Here is a 19,898-nt window from a genome sequence, read left to right as displayed (position 1 = left end):
TTTATAAAAATATTTTTTTTAATCGTCTTTTTTTGCTTTTAATCGATGAACAGCACACTTGTGTAAGATATATGCAGTAAAAAACCCAACTCAATTGAGTTGGGTCTGATTCTTTATTAATTTTTAATATAATCCAAATACTAGCTATTTAGAGCTTCAGCTCCACCAACAATTTCAAGAATTTCATTGGTAATGGCCGCCTGACGTGCTTTGTTATAAGTCAATTTCAATTGATCTCTTAACTCTGTGGCATTGTCTGTTGCTTTGTGCATCGCTGTCATACGTGCCCCATGCTCTGAGGCAAAGGAATCCCTAATTGCTTTGAACAATTGTGTTTTTAATGACTTAGGAATTAAAGTTTCTACAATGTCTTGCTTAGAGGGTTCAAAAATATAATCTAGATTGACATTAGCATCACTTTCAACAGGGACTATAGGCAAAAACTGCTCAGTCATCACTATTTGAGTAGCGGCATTCTTAAAACTATTGTAAATCAATTCTACCTTATCAAAATCGCCATCAACAAACTTATCCATAATCATCTGGGCAATCTGGGCAACGTTTTCAAAGGTTAAATCATCGAATACTTCGCTCTTGTTGGCAATAACATTTTCTTTTTTCCCAAAGGCATCATTAGCTTTCTTTCCAATAGTAAGGATAGAGACTTCTTGATCTGAATAGGTCTCTGATAAAAGCAAATTAACTTGCTTAATGATATTGGAGTTGAATGCTCCTGCTAAACCTCTATTTGATGTTATAGCGACTAAAAGTACCTTTTTCACTTCTCTTTGCTCAGCGAACTTACTTCCACTATCTGCATCTAGTGTTGCACTTAGGCTTTGAAGCAATTCCGTTAACTTATTAGAGTAAGGACGCATTGCTGTAATTGCATCTTGGGCCTTCTTTAGCTTTGCAGCAGATACCATCTTCATGGCACTGGTAATCTGCATCGTTGAAGATACCGAAGATATTCTATTACGTATTTCCTTTAAGTTTGCCATTTTTAAGTTATGAGTTATATGTGTAGAGTTATGAGTTTTTGATAATTGAAACCAATATTCTTATTAACTCTTCACATTTATTCATCATTTCTTTTGGCACCTCTCTGCCTGTTGCTTCAAGAATTTCTAACCAATACTTGGTCCCATCAGCCTCTTTTAGAGCAATACCAAACTTATTTTTAAATCTTTTTTACTAACTCCTTTTTGAGCTTCCCTAGTATTAGCACCAATACTTGTTCCACTTTTAAGAATCTGAGAAGCTAGTTCAAAATCTTTATTTTCTTTTAATTTGTCAGCAAAATGAACAATATCGACAGCAAATTGAAAAACTCTTTTTCCTTATTGAACTGTTCTCTAGTGACATCAATATTTATTAAGTATTTAGAATTACAACAACTCTAAAGTCATAACTCTAAACTCAGAACTTTTACTGAAACTTAGCCGAAAGATCTTTAGCCACACTTGTTAGTGTATCGATAACCTCATCAGTTAATTTACCAGATTTAAGGACATCTAAAGCATCTCTGTGCTTCGCATTTAAGAATTCGATGTAATCTCTTTCAAACTCTTTAACTTTATCAACAGGAACGTCTCTCAACAAGTTTTTAGAACCAGCATAAATTATGGCTACCTGATCTTCAACCGTATAAGGATCGTTTTGTGCTTGTTTTAAGATCTCAACATTACGTCTTCCCTTTTCGATTACATTTAACGTTGCAGCGTCAAGGTCCGAACCAAATTTCGCAAATGCTTCTAATTCACGGAATTGTGCTTGGTCTAACTTTAAGGTTCCTGCTACTTTCTTCATAGACTTTATCTGTGCCGAACCTCCCACACGAGATACAGAAATACCTACGTTAATCGCCGGACGAACACCAGAGTTGAATAAATCTGACTCTAAGAAAATCTGACCATCCGTAATAGAAATTACGTTTGTTGGGATATAAGCCGATACGTCTCCTGCTTGTGTTTCAATAATCGGTAACGCTGTTAATGATCCTCCCCCTTTTACCATTGGTCTTAATGACTCTGGTAAATCGTTCATGTTCTTAGCAATATCGTCATCCTCAATTATTTTTGCAGCACGCTCTAATAATCTTGAGTGTAAGTAGAAAACGTCTCCTGGATAGGCCTCACGTCCTGGTGGACGGCGTAATAATAAGGATACCTCACGATAAGCTACTGCTTGTTTAGATAAATCATCATAAACGATTAGTGCAGGACGGCCAGTATCTCTAAAGTACTCGCCAATCGCAGCACCTGCAAATGGTGCATATACTTGCATAGGAGCAGGATCCGACGCGTTAGCAGCAACAATTACGGTATAAGCTAAAGCTCCTTTATCTTCTAATGTTTTTGCAATATTGGCCACGGTTGAAGCTTTTTGACCCACGGCAACATATACACAGAATACAGGTTCGCCTGCATCATAAAACTCTTTTTGATTTAAAATGGTATCGATACAAACCGTTGTTTTACCGGTTTGACGGTCACCAATAACCAGCTCACGCTGACCTCTACCTACAGGGATCATAGCGTCAACAGACTTAATACCGGTCTGTAATGGCTCATCTACGGGTTGACGAAAGATTACACCTGGTGCTTTACGCTCTAATGGCATTTCGTATAAATCGCCTCCTATTGGGCCTTTACCATCTATTGGGTTACCCAGAGTATCAACAACACGACCAACCATTTCTTCTCCTACTTTAATAGAGGAAATACGGTTAGTTCGCTTTACTGTAGCACCTTCTTTAATTTCTTTTGAAGGTCCTAACAATACGATACCAACATTATCTTCTTCAAGGTTAAGTACAATACCTTCTAATCCACCTTCGAATTCTACTAATTCTCCGTATTGCGCATTAGAAAGTCCATAAGCACGTACAATTCCATCACCAACAGTCAATACTGTTCCTACTTCGTCTAATGAAGCACCTGCTTCAAAACCTGAAAGTTGTTGTTTTAAGATTGCTGATATTTCAGCTGGTTTTACTTCTGCCATCTTTATTTAGATATTAAATGTTAGATATGAGATGTTATACATCGTATCTAAACTATTCTATATTTTAAGCTTAATTTTTAGTTAAAAATCTTCTTTCTGATACATTATCAGAATATTTTTCTTTCATTCTTGTTAAATTCTTAATCGATAACTCGCCACCATCGTCAACTATTTTCGATTTGTGCATCATTCTAATCAGTTCTTTAATACTGCCTTCGTCGACTTCAAACGATTCCTCTATACCTTCTATATCCAAAAACTTAAAAACTGAGTAATAATGATATATTTCCGTGTCTTGTCCTGGGACTGGATTTCTAACGGACATGTGCTTTCCTGTACCAAATTTTTCTAGCGTTACCGAAAGAAATTCTACATCATCTAATGTTGAAAAAAAGTATTTTGAGCCATTTATTTTTTCAACCTTTAAAAACTTCACTTTATCAACATATACAAAGCCCTTTTTCATCTTAACTTTTTGAGCATTTGCGTTTAACGCAAATACCATTAAAAGTGCTGTTATAATTATCTTAGTGAATTTCATTTTGTCTTAATTTAGTGTAAATTCTCTCTTTAATCTATTCAATTTGTTCGCAATACTTGCATCGTATTGTAAATCGCCTACTCGTAATATAAACCCCCCTAGAATAGATGCATCTACTGTATTTTCTATTTCGGTTGTTTTACCTGTTAACTCTTTTACTTTGGCTAGTATTTTTTTCTCTAAAGCTGAAGTTAAAGGTGTTGCCGAAATTACTTTAGCAACTTGAGCATCCCTTAATTGATCGTATAATTGATTATACTTATTTGCAACATCGCCCAATAATGCTATGCGCTTATTGGCAATCAAAGTGTCAATTAGATTAGAAGTAGCTGTGTCTACTCTATCGAAAACTGAGGTTAATACCGCTTTTTTGTCTGCTGACCTAATCACTGGGCTCTGAAGCATAGCACTTAAATCACTATTTTCTGCTATTACAGACAAGATGTGCTTCATATCAGCATTAACCGCCTCAGCAACCTTATTATCTGTTGCTAAACTAAGTATTGCTTTTGCATAGCGTATCGCTGCTCTTGATTCTGCCATTAAATATTTAGTTTAGTGTTGTTTCGCCTAACATATCTTCAACCAATTTTAGTTGCTTGTCTTTGTTAGATAATTCACCTTGTACCACTTTTTCTGCAATATCTATTGATAAACCAGCTACATGGCTTTTTAATTCTGCCATAGCCGCTTTCTTTTCGCTTTCTATTGCTGCTTGTGCCTTTTCAATAATTTTACTCGCTTTTTCCTGGGCTTCTGCTTCAGCTTTTGCGATTGTTTGCTCTCTTATCTCACGAGCATCTTTTAACATTGCTTCACGTTCAGCGCGAGCTTCTTGTAAAATACGTTCGTTATCAGCCTGAAGATTTTCCATTTCTTGACGTGCTTTCTCAGCAGATGCTAACGCGTCCTTAATACCCTCTTCTCTTGCGCTTACCGCACCTAAAATAGGTTTCCAAGCAAATCTTCTTAGTATATATAATAGAACCAAAAAGGTTATTAAAGTCCAAAAAACAAGTCCAAATTCTGGTGTAATTAAATCCATTCTATTTTATTTTAATAACTTAAATTTTATTCTCTTTCACTTAGGTAAAAAAGAATGATTAAAATACAGAAGCAACCAACCGTTACTTCTGTATTTTGTTTGTTTACCCTTGTAAGAAAGCAACAACAACACCAAAAAGTGCTACCGCTTCTACGAAGGCTGCTAAGATTAAAGCAGAGGTTTGAATTTTACCGTGCATCTCAGGTTGACGTGCCATAGCTTCCATAGCTGACCCACCAATTCTTCCGATACCCATACCAGCTCCAATAGCTGCCAATCCGGCTCCAATCGCTGCAATTCCTGTAATAGTCATAATATAAAATTTAAATTAATGATGTGCTTCTTCTGTTGCCATACCAAAATAAAGGGCTGACAATATTGTAAATATATATGCTTGTATTGCTGTAACAACAATTTCAATTACTGTAATAAATAATGAGAAGATTACCGATACTGGCGCCATGGCTACAGTCTTAAATACAAAGATTAATGACATTAATGCTAAGATGATAACGTGTCCTGCTGTAATGTTAGCAAATAAACGAATCATTAGAGAAATTGGTTTTACGAACATTCCAATAATTTCAATCGGCATTAAGAATATCTTCATTGGGACAGGTACACCAGGCATCCAAAAAATATGTTGCCAATAATGTTTATTTCCGCTAAACGTTGTTATAATAAACGTGATTGCCGCCAAAGTAAATGTAAAAGCAATATTTCCGCTAACATTCGCACCATTTAAAACTGGTATTAATCCAAAAATGTTGTTAATCCAAATAAAGAAGAAAATGGTAAGCAGGTACGGCATGTAACGCTTGTACTTATGCTCGCCAATCATAGGCTTAGCAATTTCATCTCTCACAAAAACAACGAGAGGCTCTACAAAACCAGCAATGCCTGAAGGTACGTAGTTGTCCGCTTTTTTGTATCGGCGTGCTGCTGAAAGGAAAATCAACAGTAACACTGCTATTGAAACCCACATCATAAATACGTTTCTTGTAATAGACAAATCTAAAGTTGGTCGATGTGCATTAGTAGGATGACCTTCTTCATCGTAACTAACTTCTGAAACGCCTTCGTCCAACACATATACTTTTTCATGTACATTGACAAACTTTTGCCCGTTTCTCTCAACTATTTCATGCCCATGGTAATCGTGGTGGAATGCAGAAGATGAGAAAACAGTTAATCCTTTATCTGTGTAAACAATAACTGGAAGTGGTATTGTAATGTGCAATTCGTTCTCTTTGCCTTCGTTCAGAGTCGCTATGTGCATTCCGTAAGCGTCTTTTACGTGATGCAAGATCATTTCTTTTGGATCGAACTTCTCTCCCTCTTCTCCAGAGTCCTTAGCAAAACCAATAAAACTAAATGATAAAAATAGAGCGGCAAGTACTAAATTTCTAAAGGTGTTTAATGTCATTCTTTTCGGCTTTAAAATACCTTATTTTAAATTCGCTGCAAATGTACACACATTAAATGAATTGACAAACATTATTTTGCCCTTAATTTTTAAAGTTTTTTCGCGATAAATACTGCCTATTCCTTATGACAACAAAAAATAAAATTTTATGGCTTTTGAAGGAATCTTGTAATCGCAAAAACTTCGAAGAAAAGATATAAGAAGTAGGGAATGAAAAAGTTGAAAACATCGGGCTGTTTGTTCTCAAAATCCGATAGTAAAAGTGGTAGCAGAAAAAGTATCGCTAAAAACATTTTCATAAACGTTAAAACCATAAAAAGGTTGAAAATTTCTTTTTTCCCAGTTGCATATCTGTAATTTATAATGGAAAAGAATAGCAATGTTATAACTACATGAAAGGTATAAATCTGCCAAACAGGAAAGAAGAATGTAATGTCATTGGCAAAATGGTACAGTAAATAGCTGTGAATAGCAAATAGTACTGCTGTAACTCCAAGCAATTGTAACAAGAAAACAACTTGCCTTTTTTTAAATTCCTCCATTAAGACCCTATTTAATTATTTTTTTTCGAAGTTGCAATAATACGCCTTATTACATAAACAATTGACAAAATAACTCCTGTTAAAGATAAGGCTAATGTATATAGGTCCTTGTCATTAGGGTATTTTTCATCTAGCTTAATACCAATAAATGTTGCTACACCAATGATAGCCATCATTTGGATGACCAAACCAGAATAATGGGCATAAGAATTAAGCCTGTCTTTCGGGTCTTTGCGTTGTTTGTTCCGGTTGTTTTGGTTTGGTTGGCTCATTAGTTAATGCTTTTACGGTACCTTTCATGCTACATGTGGCATTAAATGTTGCGCCTGGCTCAACAGCTAGCTTACTTGTATGAACTTCACCTTCAATATGTGCCGTAGATTTTAAAGACAATGTCCCTGATAAAATGAGTTTTCCTGAAAATTTCCCTTCAAAATCTGCATTTTCCCCTTGCAATGTCCCTTTTATAAATCCCGATTTGCCTATGACAATTTTACCTGAAGTCTTAACGTTACCCTCAACGGTTCCATCTATTCTAAAAGGGCCTTGGCTTGCTATATCACCTACTATTTTGGTGCCTTGTGCTATAATATTCTGCTGTGTACTTGTTTCCATACTTTTTTGTTGTTTTGGTTTTTTGTTGTCTGAGGAAAACATCGTTGATTTGGTTTTAATTTACTCTAGTTTTAGATATGCGTTTAAATTTTTATGACGTTGAATAATAGCATAATTAGGTGAGGAAATTGCAAAATATTCCTTTGTGATTTTTGGCTTTATGGGTCTTCCACGTTTATCTTTTTCATCGGTTTGTAGTAATTGGGCAAAACCGCTAGCTCCTTGTATACTAGTTAAACCATGAACGACAACAAACGTGGTGTTTTCATCATACAAATCCTTTGACGTTGTTAAATCAAAGTATTGTATTTTCTTCTCAATCTCTTCATTCAAAGTCTTAATAAAAGCATCAATATCTTCACCTGAACCATTTTCAAATTGGTAGACTACGTTGAAATGTTTTGGCTGGTCATCAGATATAAATTCTTTCTTCGCCAAAGCAGGAATGGCATTTTGTAAGAGTTCTTCTGCCTTTTTCCCTTCTTCTGTATTAGCGTAAGTCAGTGCTATATAGTTAATGCCCTCCTTATAAGCTTCAAAACCGTAAAGTCGCCCTTTAGCTGATGCTTTTAGAATTTCGAACTTAGGAACAAAATCGTCTCCTTCTAAGCGTTTAATCTGGGTCTCAGCTTCGGAGATGACTTCTGCATATTCTTGATTATCGAATTTTTTATAGAGACCAGTATATATAGCTTCGGGACTGTTGGCATCCTTAGACAACTCAGACTGAGGATTCAACAAAATCTCTGCATAACGTGAATCTGGATGATTGGCTATTATATCCGCTTTCATAGCTTCTGCCTTTCTGGATAATCCCAGCTCTGTATAAATCTTATAAAGATTATATTTTGAGGGCAGGATTAATCTTTCTTCGGGTGAGTAGTTGAGTAAATCTTCAAAGCGAGATTTAGACAATCCGAGTTCTCGAAATTTTTCCTTATAAATAATTCCGAGTTGGTAATAGGCAAAGTTTCTCTCTTTTGCTAGACTATCTATAGCTATTTGCTCTGTGGGGAGTAATGCTATGTAAGTTTCTGGATCGTAGCGTTCTTCATTCCCAGTAACCTTAGGTATACCTTCTTTTTCTTCAGAGGCTCTTATACTTGCTCTTTGGTTCGAAAGTCTCCAGTTGTCCTGAAGCTGACGTTCTCCCCAAATTTTTAAAAACTCGTTTTTTCCGTAAGCTACGGTAGTTGTGTTGTAGAAATAAAAATTACTTGCTCCGCCTGGAACGGTATTTCGGTCTTTACTGATAAATTCTCCCGGTAAAGCACCCGGATTTACCCGTGACATCTGTCGATTATTATTTAGTTGAGCTGCATTATTTCTTACTTCTTGTCTTTCTTGCTCTTCTTTTCTACGTTGTTCTTCCTGTAATGCTATAGCTTTTAATTCTTCTGTATACCTAGTGAAAATAGCAAGTTGCTCTTCCTTTGGAAGACTAACCATATATAATATACTATCATTAACTTGAGCGATGCCTTCATAGTAAATAACATCGTCTAAGTTTTCACGCTTTCGTTTAATCACCCTAAAAGGCTTAGAGTTTGGAACCATAGCAGTCATAGTACTATCGTAATAAGCACCTGCGGTCTTGTAAATATTGCGGTCAAAATACATGTTGCCAAGTATTTCATAATTGAGTGCTCTTAAGTAATTGTCCGAAGAGGTCTTTCTTAATGACTTGTTATAATAAGCTTCAGCCAAACTATCTGAGGCACTGTTACGATGGTATTCTGCTATGCGATGATAGATTTTATCAAGAAAAGGTCTATTCTCTCTATTCTCTTCTAATTCTGCTAGGTATTCCTCAAAAGCTACATTGTCACCATCTAAGGCATCAAAATTATAAGACTTCTCTAAGTGCGCATTAATATAAAATGCCCTTGGTATTTGTCGGTGCATATCAATAATGGCATCGAACTCCATATTGGCACTATCCTTTTCCTTAAACTCATTATAAAGTTGACCTCTTATGTAATGATAGCGTGCTTTTTCTCGTTTTATTTTTGTGTTCTCTGCCGCTATTCCAAGTAATGCAATGGCACTATCCTTAGATTTAAGGTTGATATATGCTTGAGCCAGTGCTGCTGTTGCATCGGCAAGATCCTGCCCAGTAATGACACCTTCTTCTTCCTCTAACAACCGTTTTAACCGCTTTATGGCTACCTCGTCGTTATTTAATCGCATATTGGTTTTTTCGCGCCAAATCTTCACCTGATTGATCTTATCGCTCGTAGGATATTTATTGAGAATATTATTAAAAGCAGCAAGCGCAGGCACAAAGCGTTGATCATAATAACGTGCTTTGCCTAATAATAAATAGGCTTCATCTATTTGAGGATTTTTTTCCTTGCCGTCAATATTCATCCCATGCTTTTGAATGGCTTTAATGGCCTTTTCTTCAGCACGTTCAAAATCTGCGTTTTCAGATTCACCTGGAAGAAAGAGATCTTCGCTTATCTCCATCCGCTCTACTGGTAACAATTTCCAAAAGTTTTCAGTGAAAGCATCATTAATAGCTAATTTGCCTCGTTCTAGAGCTATATCGCCATTGAATAGGATATTATATTTAGTCCCTAGCGCGTGAAAGTTCCTATTGACAAATGTATCCTTCTTCCTAGAACAACTCTGGGCAATAAAAACGGCGCAAAAAAGCGATAATATAATTTTATAATAGGTCTTCAAAGTTGGTTCTATTTGGTTACTAGATAACTAAACTATTAGGTTTTTAGTATGCTAAGTGGTAAAATTAAACATCTTTTTCAATTTTTGATATTATTAAATTGTTTTTCGAGGAATTGCAGGCTTAACCTTAATAAAAAAGCTCGCGATTAAAGAATAATCACGAGCTTAAAACAACTAATTGATTGTCTTTTTTATTCTTCTTGTGCAACATTCATATTGCTGGCAAAATGTGCTTCTAACTCTTTTAAAGTCGTAGGATTTGTTTCCAAATCCTTAACAATATCTCCTTTTTCTAATACTACGATACGCTCGCACACATCAGTAATATGCATTAAATCGTGGCTAGAGATTAAAATCGTGACACCTTGTTTTTCGGCCAAATCTTTAAGGATTTTTTTCAGGCGAATTTGTGTTGTTGGATCTAGATTGGCAAAAGGCTCGTCCAATATTATAACTTCTGGATTTCCAATGAGCGCAGCTACAATACCTACTTTCTTTTGATTTCCTTTACTTAAATCCCTAAGGTATTTCTTTTTCCCTAGGATTTCGCCGTTAAAGAAATCTTCAAACTGAGAGGTCAGCGCATCCACGTCTGCTTTGTTCTGTCCGCGCAAATCACCTATAAAATAAAAGTATTCATCTGGTGTTAGGTAACCAATTAAAAAACTCTCATCGATAAATGATGATGTAAAAGGTTTCCAATCTTCACTTTGATCAACGACAATACTATTATTGGTAACATTGCCAGTTGAAGGCTTTATTAAGTCTAACAATAGACTAAAATAAGTTGTTTTTCCTGCGCCATTGTTACCCACTAAACCAAAACTTTGGCCTTTAGGAATACTTAGCGCTTCTATGTTTAAAACGGTAGTGCCGCTGTAGGATTTTGAAAGATCTTTAGTATATATCATGGTGTGTAATCTTAATTTTTATGTATTAATTATCTTTACTAAATGCGTCAATCATTTTATATTTTGAATCTAAATAGCGTTGCGTTATTATCTTCATCAGTTTTTTATGGAGCACAACACCAGCAATGCCCATTAGAATGAGTACTGCGATACCGGCTTCAAAACCAACCAACCAATTGACTACAGCAAATATGCCCATAGGCAATAACATTAAAGGTAAGCCAATAATCCACTGTACCGCACCAGTGCCTTGATAATTAAAAGCAGCACGTTGGTTGAGGTCTATCTTTTTCCTGTTGAACGAACCTCCAAAAAGCATCACGTGCGAATTAACACCAATGTTATAAATAGCCGCCGCAAAATGAGCTACTAAAATTTTCCAACCGAAATATACATAAGGAATACTTAACACAAACATGATGCCCACACTAAGTACCATCAAAATAAACTTTGACCTCAGATATTGTTCGTACTTAATGTTTTGGCTCATCAACATTTTGTAGTAACCACTATCCCAAGCTGGGATAAACTGCCCGAAGTTAATAAGGAAAATGCCTGTGACAAATATCCCAATAAAAGGAAACAACCAAACCATATCTTTATACACGGGTTGAGGATAGAAGAATAAGCCATAGACCAAACCTATGATCATTATAAAGACCGAAGATTTTGTACGCTTATTTCTCCAAATTAACTTTAAGTCTAACTGCATAAAAGGAGCGATGTCTCCAAAATGTCTAGTCCAGGACAACTCCGCTACTTTTACCTCGGTGACTTTAGACTTTAAAGAACTGTCCAAGTAGAGTTTATCTTCAAGAATCTTAAAGTTATACCAATAAAAAAGCAGCAAAAATCCTATTGGAATGAGAATAAGAATCGGATTGTTAGCAATAGTCATTAAAGTGCCTCCTATAGCTGATTTTATGGGTAATACATTAAAGTAGTCTAAACCATAAAGCGCACCAATTATAGCTATTAGGGGTAAAAAAGATAACTCTGTTTTCGCAGATAACGCCTCAACGATAAAATTGAAGAAATTAATAATTAACACCAGAATGATCGTGGTGAACATCCATGTTAAAATCATAGGAGTTTCATAACCGTCCCCCATAAGTTTTATACTAAATGGAATAATGGCAAATAGTGGCAAAAAATTAAAAAATGACAGGGCTGATTTACCTAAAACATAATGCACAACTGTTGATCGCTTAATTGGTAAAGTAAGTAAGGGTTTTACACTCATGACAGGTAGTTTCTGCAGGAAGAAACGCATCATTAGGTCTATAATGATCCAAAAAAACATAAAACTATTTGCAACTACAAAAGGATCTTGTTCTGGGTACAATTTTTTGATTATTGGTAAAAGCATAAAGCCAAAAAACAGAAAGCCTACTGTAAAGTAAATTGCAAAAAAAACAAGGAGTATGTTAAGACCTAAACTCTTTTGCCAATACGAAGAACGGAAGTATTGCTTCCATTCTAAGTTAATAAAATGCTTGATCATAGCTAAATGGTTGATTTTTTCGTATTAGTAAACATAACTGTTAATTTGTTACAAACAAAGTTAACTTTAAATGTTGGCTTCCTTATTTTTGCAAAAAAAATTTTGCTATGGCACAATTTCATGAGCTCACTATAAAGTCTATTGATCAAGTAACAAGCAAATCTGTTGCTATTACTTTTGATATCCCTGAACATCTTAAAGCTAATTTTAGTTTCAAGGCTGGTCAGTATATTACCTTAAAAACAGAGATTAATGGCGAAGAAGTTCGCAGAGATTATTCTATTTGCTCTTCACCAACAAGTAGCGACATCACCGTTGGTGTTAAAGCCGTTGAAGGAGGCACATTTTCTGTTTATGCCAACGAAAAGTTACAGTCTGGTGATACTCTTGAAGTAGCTGAACCCAATGGCCGTTTTATTTTTGAAGCTAATGATGCTAGGACGAGGACTGTTGCTGCTTTTGCTGCTGGTAGTGGTATAACGCCAATACTAAGCATTATAAGAACACTTTTAGAAGGTGAGCCTTTTAGCAATTTTATATTGGTTTACGGCAATAAGACTTTAGCTGATGCCATGTTTGTTAAAGAGTTATTGGAGCTTAAAGCAACTTACGGAAATCGATTCCATATTCATTTTATTTACAGTCAAGCACAAGAAAAGGATGCACTTTTTGGTCGTATTGAGAAAAGTACGGTGAACCTAATTGTAAAGAATAAATACAAAGGCGTCACCGTTGAGACGTTTTACCTCTGCGGACCTGAGGCGATGATTCATACTGTAAAGGATGTGTTGTTAGAAAATAGTGTCAAGGAAAAGAATATTTTGTTTGAATTGTTTACTGCTCCTACTGAAACTTCAAACGGAACTAATGCCGAAACTCTTGATGGCAACTCTAAAATTAAAGTCATTGTTGACGATGAAGAATTTGAATTTGAAATGTCTCAGGATCAATCTGTTCTAGAAGCTGCACTAAAACAAGACATCGATGCACCATACTCTTGCCAAGGTGGTATTTGTAGCAGTTGTATTGCCAGATTAGTAGAGGGCGAAGCCACTATGCGGCAAAACAATATCTTAACGGATAGTGAAGTGGCTGAAGGTCTAATATTAACCTGCCAGGCACATCCTACATCCTCTACCATTGTTGTGGATTATGATGATGTGTAGCCAGCTATTGGCTATTAGGTTTTGGGTTTTGGTTAATATTATAAATCAAAGCTAGGCACTTCGAGTGTCCCGACAGTTAACGTCGGGGTGTATTGAGAAGTTTGTAGATTCCTGCCTACTCAGGAATGACAGATTTAATTTTTGAGACTATATTCTCTACTGTGATGCTCCCAGCAGCATTTTCGTATTCTTTGGGAAACTTATTACCATAAACCGATGTCGGTACTAGAGGAAATTGTGCTCTATCAGCAACCAAGGCATAATCATCGGGTTGATTGAAGGGTGCAAAACCTGCATAAGGATGCGTTACGCCCCAAATAGTAACGACTTTTACGCCAAGCATAGCTGCTAAATGGCCATTCCCAGAATCCATAGATAGCATTACATCGAGATTGGAAATCAAAGTCAACTCTCCTTCTAAATCTAACTTTCCTGCTACAGACTGTACGTTGCTGTGTTTACTTTCAATTCTACTTAAGTGTTCTACCTCATTGCGGCCACCACCAAACAAAATAATATTATAATCTTGGGAGAACTGATCTATAACGTCTTCTATTTGGTCTAATGGATACATTTTGCTTTTATGCGCTGCAAAAGGTGCTATGCCAATAGTTTTTTTATCAGAATCAGAAATAAAGGCTTTTAGCTTTTGGGTGAGTTTGGCTTTCTCAGGAAATGAAACTTGGGATAAATCTACTGAATATCCTAATTGTTCAAACACATCTGCATAGCGTTGGTGCGTAGTTTTTAATGGTTGAAATCGTTTGCCCGAAGTCAATGCTTTTTTTTCGGCTCTGCCTTTATCAATTTGAATGACTTCATTTCCAAAGAAAAATACCTTTAAAATTTTACTGCGCAAAACATTGTGTAAATCTGCCACAACATCAAACCCATAAGCTTTTAATGCTTTAGATAATCTATACAGCCCAAAAATACCTTTATGTACTCCCTTTAAATCCACGGTAAAAAAATCAACGTTTTTTAAGTCCTTGAAAAACGGCTTAAAAAATCCTTTTGAAACTACTGTGATTTTTAGATCGGGATGCTGTTCGGTTAGAGCTCTAAGCACAGGTACTGTCATGGCCACATCTCCCATGGCAGAGAATCTAATGACCAATATGTGTTTTGGTTCAGACATTTAGTCAGAATATGAGATCCTGAAAACAAGTTTAGGATGGCGCGCTATTTTTGCCCTCTTAAAACCGGATTAAGCTCATCGTCGTTGTACATCTTCATTTGCTTATACACTTTCATGTATTTATCGCCTTTAGCAATGTCGTTAAGCAAGTCATCAATAGCTGTGCTTAAATCGATACGTTGCTCTAACAACACATCGAGTTTCTTTTGGCAAGCTGCTTTATGCTCTTCCGTGGCATCTTCCCTTACAGTTTCGAGATGCATATGATATATCTTAAGGGCTAAAATCGATAGACGATCAATGGCCCAAGCTGGACTTTCAGAATTTATTTTAGCATCCTGTTTTACCTCAACATCCTTGTATTTATCCAAGAAATAACTATCAATAAACTCTACTGTATCTGTTCTATCCTGGTTAGAAGCATCTATCATTCGCTTAAGTTTCAAGGCTGCATCTGGATTAATGTTTGGATCTCTAATGATATCCTCATATGCCCATTGCACCGTATCGATCCAACACTTTCTGTATAATAAATGTGCGATTACATCGTCATTTTTATCATATTTGTTGGTAAAAGGCTGATCTACGGTGTCTAAAACTTTATAAGTCTTAATAACATCTTGAAATATGGCATTGGCTCTTTCTGAAAACATATTAGAATTGATTTAGAATACAAATATACTTTGAATTATTAACTTAGCCATTGAACTAAAAGTTGATTTATGCATATTCATAATCTTTCCGAAACGCCTTCTATTTTAAATTCGTTTATCTCTGAATTAAGGGATAAAAACCTTCAAAAAGACAGTATGCGTTTTAGAAGAAATATAGAACGCATTGGTGAGATCTTAGGTTATGAGTTGAGCAAGTCCCTAAATTTTGAAGCACATCAAATAGAAACTCCTCTTGGTGTTTCTCATACGGTTTTGCACAAAAAAGATATCGTTTTGTGTTCAATTCTAAGGGCAGGGGTTCCACTTCACAATGGTTTACTGAATTATTTTGATGCTGCCGAAAATGCTTTTATCTCAGCTTACAGACAACATAAGCACAATCCTGAGAGTTTTGAAATCGTAGTTGAGTATTTAGCTTGCCCAAGCTTAGAGAACAAAACATTGATATTGGCCGACCCTATGTTGGCTACAGGACAGTCGATGGTTGCCACTTTTGAAGCGCTTAAGCCATTTGGTGTTCCAAAAGAAATTCACTTAGTTAGTGTTATTGGTGCTCAAAAAGGGGTGGACTATGTTGCCGAAGAATTTGGAGAGAACTCGCATCTTTGGATAGCTGCCATAGACCAAACCCTTAACAACAAAGGTTATATTATTCCTGGATTAGGTGATGCGGGAGACTTGGCTTTTGGCAATAAACTACAACAGTAAACTTAGTATTGGTGCTATAAGCAGTAGAGATATAAAAACTTCCTTAAACCAACTATCTGAAATAACTTCTATATAATTTGCCATAATGATAGCAAAAGGAGCAAACAAGAATATGAACTCGCTTCCATTTTTTATTGGCGCAATTATGGCTATTAATATAGCTATTACCGATGCCCATGCGACAAGAAAGAAAGAGGGTCTTAACTTCTTATTCTTATCTGATATAGTCCTAAAAAAATACACGAGTGTCCAGACAAAAGATGTAAAAAGGATCGTAAATTTAAGTATACGTTCCTTGCTATTATAAACTGTGAAATCTAAACTGGCATAACGTTCAAAATCTGAGGGTCTAATATAAGTATCGTGCATGATGATGTTGTAGGCCAAAAGCATCATAATAACAGTCGCTATACCTGCGAATGGAATGATGGTATTTTTAATATCGTTTTTGGAATGGTAAATTAGAGCTACGATAACCAGTGCAAAAAACAAAATTGACCAAAAATAGAAAAGGGTAGCTAACATAATCCAAAACCCAGCATCAAATAATTTTTTCTTAATGTAAAGATTGGAATGTAAGCTTATTAACCGCCTCAACGCCAAAAGCACAAATACATTTGCAAATAATAAATCCGAATACTTCAGTATTTCTGGAAACATTCCAAACAATAAACCAAAAGTCATAATAGCGTAACTATTCTTTTTGGTGAGGTTATTTTTAGAGATAATAAAATCTAAAAGAAAAAGCGAAAAGAGGGCTATCATTAGTTTTACAACAGCCTTTATGGTTTCGTCTATATTGCTGAATAAAGTACTAAAATTGGAGATTAAAAAAACCAAAACAATAAAAACTGACACTATAATTAGATTTATAGGCTTAGATTTACTGAAAATGCTTGTAATCATTTGCTGTTTTTGTATTTTTGCAATCAAGCTAGCGCTCTACCCATGTTTGGGAGCTAATTTTAAGAAAGCTGGTTGGTTTTGTGTCACTAAAAATTTAAAACTCGCTTTTGCGAGTAAATTTATAAAGTTATGAAAGATTTCTTTTACGGAATACAAGATTTATTTGTAGACTTCTTATTTGCACCATTTGATGCTTTAAGGGCATTTGAACTGGAAAGTTGGTTTGGTGCTAACATTATGTCCTGGATTTTCTTGGTGATAGGCCTTGTTGCCTTTGTTTATTGGATGATGCAATTGGCCAAGTATAATGCCAACAATGAAGAGGACAAAAGTGTGACTGCACACTCTTATTTATAGGTTTTATAAATCAAATCCGATATCCTTACGATAATACATCTTATCGAAGCATAGTAAATCTATGCTCTGGTAAGATTTTTTTATGGCTTCTTCGTAATTAGTACCATAAGATGTAATGGCCATTACCCGTCCGCCAGAAGTTACAACCTTGCCATTGTCGGATTTTGCACCTGCATGAAATACAATTGAATCCTTAACAGCTTCTAAACCAAATATTTCCTTACCTTTCTCATAGGCTTCAGGGTAACCTCCCGAAACAAGCATAATCGTCGTTGCTGCACGATTATCAATTTCCAATTCAATTTCTGACAATGTTTGATTTGACATTGCTTTAAAGATTTCTACCAAATCGTTTTTTAATCTTGGTAAAACGACTTCAGTTTCAGGATCTCCCATTCTTACATTATATTCAATCACTTTTGGATCGTCCCCAACTTTTATTAATCCAATAAAAATGAATCCGACATAAGGTAAGTCATCTGCCTTTAAACCCTCTACTGTTGGCTTAACAATTTGGTTTTCTATTTTGTCTAAAAACTCGTTTGAAGCAAAAGGAACCGGAGATATGGCTCCCATACCTCCTGTATTAAGTCCTGTATCACCTTCTCCTATCCGCTTGTAATCTTTTGCTGTTGGAAGAATCTTATAATCTTTACCGTCTGTTAAAACAAAACAACTTAACTCTATACCATCTAAAAACTCCTCAATTACTACTTTGGTACTGGCACTACCAAATTTTGCATCAACCAGCATATTTTTTAACTCCCTTTTTGCTTCCTCTATATCCTTAATAATAAGAACTCCCTTGCCTGCGGCCAGTCCATCTGCTTTCAAGACATAAGGTGGCTGTAAAGTTTCCAAAAACCTGTAGCCCTCTTCAATGTTATCTTTTGTAAAGCTCTGGTATGCTGCAGTTGGTATATGATGACGTTTCATAAACTCTTTGGCAAATTCTTTACTGCCCTCCAATTCTGCAGCTGCTCTCTGAGGACCAATTACAGAAACACCCTGCAAATCTTCATTTTGTAAAAAATAATCGTGGATACCTTTTACCAGTGGATCTTCTGGACCAACTACGACTAAATCAATGTTGTTTTTTATAACCGCATCTTTGATAGCTTCAAAGTCGGTTACTGAAATATTTAAGTTTGTAGCAATATCCACAGTTCCAGAGTTTCCAGGAGCTACAAAGAGTCTGTTACAATGATTGCTTTGTGCTATTTTCCAAGCAAATGTATGCTCCCTTCCACCAGAGCCAAGTACTAAAATATTCATGATTTAATTTTGTTTGGGCAAAAATAATTGGTTTTGATTTGAAAAAACAATTAATTTACGGAAACCTTTTTGGCCTTAAAGATCTTGCAGCTATTCGATTTTTCTTTGAAAATAAACGGCTTTGATATTGACAAAGCCAAATTAGCTCTATCCAAAATTCAGGCCAAGAATGACTTAGAGTTTGCCGATTATGTTACCAATCAAAAGAAAGGAATTACTCTATTTCACTTAGCTAATAATGCTTTTTACAGGTCCTTTGTCAAGGTTGCTGATGCAGATGATTGGAGCTCTATTCCGGTTATGACCAAACGACATTTGCAACAGCCACTAGAGCAACGTCTAAGTGTAGGTTACAAATTAAAGAATGTTTATGTAAATAAAACCTCAGGCAGCTCTGGAGACCCTTTCATTTTTGCTAAAGACAAATGGTGCCATGCCCTAACGTGGGCAGAAATTATGAATCGGTTTGACTGGTACGGCATAAATTTTAACACTTCAAAACAAGCGCGTTTTTATGGAATCCCATTAGATAAAAAGGGATACTATAAAGAACGGCTAAAGGACTGGTTTAGCAATCGATATCGATTTTCGGTTTTTGATTTAAGTGATGTAGCTTTCTCAAAGACTTTAAAGACATTTAGCTCTACAAAGTTTGAATATATAAATGGTTACACGAGCCCAATAGTGCAATTTGCTAAATATCTCAAAAGGAGAAATGTGATTTTGAATTCAATCTGCCCAACGCTTAGAGTCGCCATAGTTACATCCGAAATGTTATTTGATGATGACAAAGCTCTTTTAGAAGAACAGTTTGGTTTACCGATAGTAAATGAGTACGGAGCATCAGAATTGGATTTAATAGCCTTTCAGAATTCCGACGGAGAATGGCAGGTTAATAGTGAAACTTTATATGTTGAAATACTTGATAGTGACAATAATATTTTGCCTTATGGAGAAGAAGGACGAATTGTAATTACATCGCTATATAACAAAGCCCATCCCTTTATTAGATATGATATTGGTGATATTGGCATATTGGATGAAAAAAGCACATTGAGGAAGCCTATATTAAAAAAACTTGTTGGCCGCACAAACGATATAGCTCTCTTACCAAGTGGAAAAAAGGCGGCTGGTTTAACGTTTTACTACATTACCAAAAGTGTTATTGAAAACGATGGCAATGTTTCTGAGTTTATTATTGAACAAATTGCTCTAGATGCTTTTGTGATTAAATTTGTGAGCCGAGAACCACTGTCGTCAGAACAAAAAGATAGCATTGCTAAGGCCATGGAACAGTATTTAGAGCCTGGAATTTCTATTACTTTTAAACGTGTTGATGTGCTAGATCGCACTAAATCGGGAAAACTAAAACAGTTTACATCTTATATTAATTAAG

The 19,898-nt window shown here is 35.6% G+C and carries 21 protein-coding genes and 1 pseudogene; 4 read left to right on the top strand and 18 right to left on the bottom strand.

The features are described from left to right. Positions 1-140 precede the first annotated feature (140 nt). From atpG to Q0972_RS06095, 14 genes and pseudogenes are all read right to left on the bottom strand, one after another. Positions 141-1,001, bottom strand: a complete 861-nt coding sequence (atpG, locus tag Q0972_RS06155) for an ATP synthase F1 subunit gamma (RefSeq protein ID WP_299363836.1) — start codon at positions 999-1,001, stop codon at positions 141-143. 28 nt (positions 1,002-1,029) lie between these two features. Then, positions 1,030-1,310 (bottom strand): annotated as a pseudogene (locus Q0972_RS06150) (four helix bundle protein). Between the two features lie 118 nt (positions 1,311-1,428). Then, positions 1,429-3,006 carry a F0F1 ATP synthase subunit alpha gene (gene atpA / locus Q0972_RS06145; protein ID WP_299363833.1) on the bottom strand — a complete coding sequence of 526 codons (1,578 nt, stop codon included), beginning with the start codon at positions 3,004-3,006 and terminating at the stop codon, positions 1,429-1,431. Between the two features lie 70 nt (positions 3,007-3,076). Continuing rightward, on the bottom strand, positions 3,077-3,547 hold the full coding sequence (locus tag Q0972_RS06140) for a hypothetical protein (protein WP_299363831.1): 471 nt from the start codon (positions 3,545-3,547) through the stop codon (positions 3,077-3,079). 6 nt (positions 3,548-3,553) lie between these two features. Then, entirely contained in the window at positions 3,554-4,090 is a 537-nt protein-coding gene (gene atpH / locus Q0972_RS06135; RefSeq protein WP_299363829.1) for an ATP synthase F1 subunit delta, read from the bottom strand. A 7-nt stretch (positions 4,091-4,097) separates the two neighbouring features. Next, entirely contained in the window at positions 4,098-4,592 is a 495-nt protein-coding gene (locus Q0972_RS06130; RefSeq protein WP_299363827.1) for a F0F1 ATP synthase subunit B, read from the bottom strand. Positions 4,593-4,695: 103 nt separating this feature from the next. Next, positions 4,696-4,905 (bottom strand): ATP synthase F0 subunit C, encoded by a 210-nt coding sequence (gene atpE / locus Q0972_RS06125; protein ID WP_181855271.1) that lies wholly within the window; start codon positions 4,903-4,905, stop codon positions 4,696-4,698. Between the two features lie 15 nt (positions 4,906-4,920). Continuing rightward, positions 4,921-6,018, bottom strand: a complete 1,098-nt coding sequence (gene atpB / locus Q0972_RS06120) for a F0F1 ATP synthase subunit A (RefSeq protein ID WP_299363822.1) — start codon at positions 6,016-6,018, stop codon at positions 4,921-4,923. 146 nt (positions 6,019-6,164) lie between these two features. After that, positions 6,165-6,560 (bottom strand): hypothetical protein, encoded by a 396-nt coding sequence (locus Q0972_RS06115; protein ID WP_299363820.1) that lies wholly within the window; start codon positions 6,558-6,560, stop codon positions 6,165-6,167. A gap of 11 nt (positions 6,561-6,571) precedes the next feature. Then, positions 6,572-6,832: an AtpZ/AtpI family protein gene (locus Q0972_RS17915; protein WP_367182393.1), complete on the bottom strand. Its 261-nt coding sequence runs from the start codon at positions 6,830-6,832 to the stop codon at positions 6,572-6,574. Beyond that, entirely contained in the window at positions 6,771-7,217 is a 447-nt protein-coding gene (locus Q0972_RS06110) for a polymer-forming cytoskeletal protein (protein WP_299363817.1), read from the bottom strand. The genes Q0972_RS17915 and Q0972_RS06110 overlap by 62 nt, the downstream gene beginning before the upstream one ends. Positions 7,218-7,235: 18 nt before the next feature. Next, the gene (locus Q0972_RS06105) at positions 7,236-9,863 is read right to left on the bottom strand and encodes a hypothetical protein (protein ID WP_299363815.1); all 2,628 of its coding nucleotides are present in this window, start codon (positions 9,861-9,863) and stop codon (positions 7,236-7,238) included. Positions 9,864-10,054: 191 nt separating this feature from the next. Continuing rightward, positions 10,055-10,774, bottom strand: a complete 720-nt coding sequence (locus tag Q0972_RS06100; protein ID WP_299363812.1) for an ABC transporter ATP-binding protein — start codon at positions 10,772-10,774, stop codon at positions 10,055-10,057. A 25-nt stretch (positions 10,775-10,799) separates the two neighbouring features. Next, positions 10,800-12,278: a DUF5687 family protein gene (locus tag Q0972_RS06095; protein ID WP_299363809.1), complete on the bottom strand. Its 1,479-nt coding sequence runs from the start codon at positions 12,276-12,278 to the stop codon at positions 10,800-10,802. Between the two features lie 107 nt (positions 12,279-12,385). Between Q0972_RS06095 and Q0972_RS06090 the strand changes: the two genes are divergently transcribed. Further along, the gene (locus Q0972_RS06090; protein WP_299363807.1) at positions 12,386-13,444 is read left to right on the top strand and encodes a ferredoxin--NADP reductase; all 1,059 of its coding nucleotides are present in this window, start codon (positions 12,386-12,388) and stop codon (positions 13,442-13,444) included. Positions 13,445-13,559: 115 nt separating this feature from the next. On the opposite strand, the gene Q0972_RS06085 is transcribed toward Q0972_RS06090, so the two are convergent. Together Q0972_RS06085 and Q0972_RS06080 are read right to left on the bottom strand one after the other, a co-directional pair. Then, complete coding sequence (locus Q0972_RS06085) at positions 13,560-14,582, bottom strand: glycosyltransferase family 9 protein (RefSeq protein WP_299363805.1); 1,023 nt, start codon at positions 14,580-14,582, stop codon at positions 13,560-13,562. Positions 14,583-14,626: 44 nt separating this feature from the next. Then, on the bottom strand, positions 14,627-15,235 hold the full coding sequence (locus Q0972_RS06080; protein WP_299363803.1) for a DUF4254 domain-containing protein: 609 nt from the start codon (positions 15,233-15,235) through the stop codon (positions 14,627-14,629). A 69-nt stretch (positions 15,236-15,304) separates the two neighbouring features. On the opposite strand from Q0972_RS06080, the gene upp reads away from it, so the two are divergent. Further along, positions 15,305-15,964 (top strand): uracil phosphoribosyltransferase, encoded by a 660-nt coding sequence (gene upp, locus Q0972_RS06075; protein ID WP_299363801.1) that lies wholly within the window; start codon positions 15,305-15,307, stop codon positions 15,962-15,964. Here the strand turns inward: upp and Q0972_RS06070 are convergent. Then, positions 15,953-16,870 carry a DUF6427 family protein gene (locus Q0972_RS06070; protein WP_299363799.1) on the bottom strand — a complete coding sequence of 306 codons (918 nt, stop codon included), beginning with the start codon at positions 16,868-16,870 and terminating at the stop codon, positions 15,953-15,955. The two genes, upp and Q0972_RS06070, sit on opposite strands and share 12 nt — an antisense overlap. A gap of 129 nt (positions 16,871-16,999) precedes the next feature. Here Q0972_RS06070 and Q0972_RS06065 point away from each other — a divergent pair, with 129 nt between their 5' ends. Next, positions 17,000-17,227, top strand: a complete 228-nt coding sequence (locus tag Q0972_RS06065; protein ID WP_299363797.1) for a uracil phosphoribosyltransferase — start codon at positions 17,000-17,002, stop codon at positions 17,225-17,227. 3 nt (positions 17,228-17,230) lie between these two features. On the opposite strand, the gene purD is transcribed toward Q0972_RS06065, so the two are convergent. Beyond that, positions 17,231-18,502, bottom strand: a complete 1,272-nt coding sequence (gene purD / locus Q0972_RS06060; protein WP_299363795.1) for a phosphoribosylamine--glycine ligase — start codon at positions 18,500-18,502, stop codon at positions 17,231-17,233. Between the two features lie 84 nt (positions 18,503-18,586). Here purD and Q0972_RS06055 point away from each other — a divergent pair, with 84 nt between their 5' ends. Beyond that, positions 18,587-19,897 carry a phenylacetate--CoA ligase family protein gene (locus Q0972_RS06055; protein ID WP_299363900.1) on the top strand — a complete coding sequence of 437 codons (1,311 nt, stop codon included), beginning with the start codon at positions 18,587-18,589 and terminating at the stop codon, positions 19,895-19,897. The last annotated feature ends 1 nt before the right edge of the window (position 19,898 follow it).

This window comes from Winogradskyella sp., from assembly GCF_028282165.1.
Classification (GTDB): domain Bacteria; phylum Bacteroidota; class Bacteroidia; order Flavobacteriales; family Flavobacteriaceae; genus Winogradskyella.
Note: the sequence above shows the minus strand (reverse complement) of the source record. Positions and strands in the feature narration are given on the sequence as shown.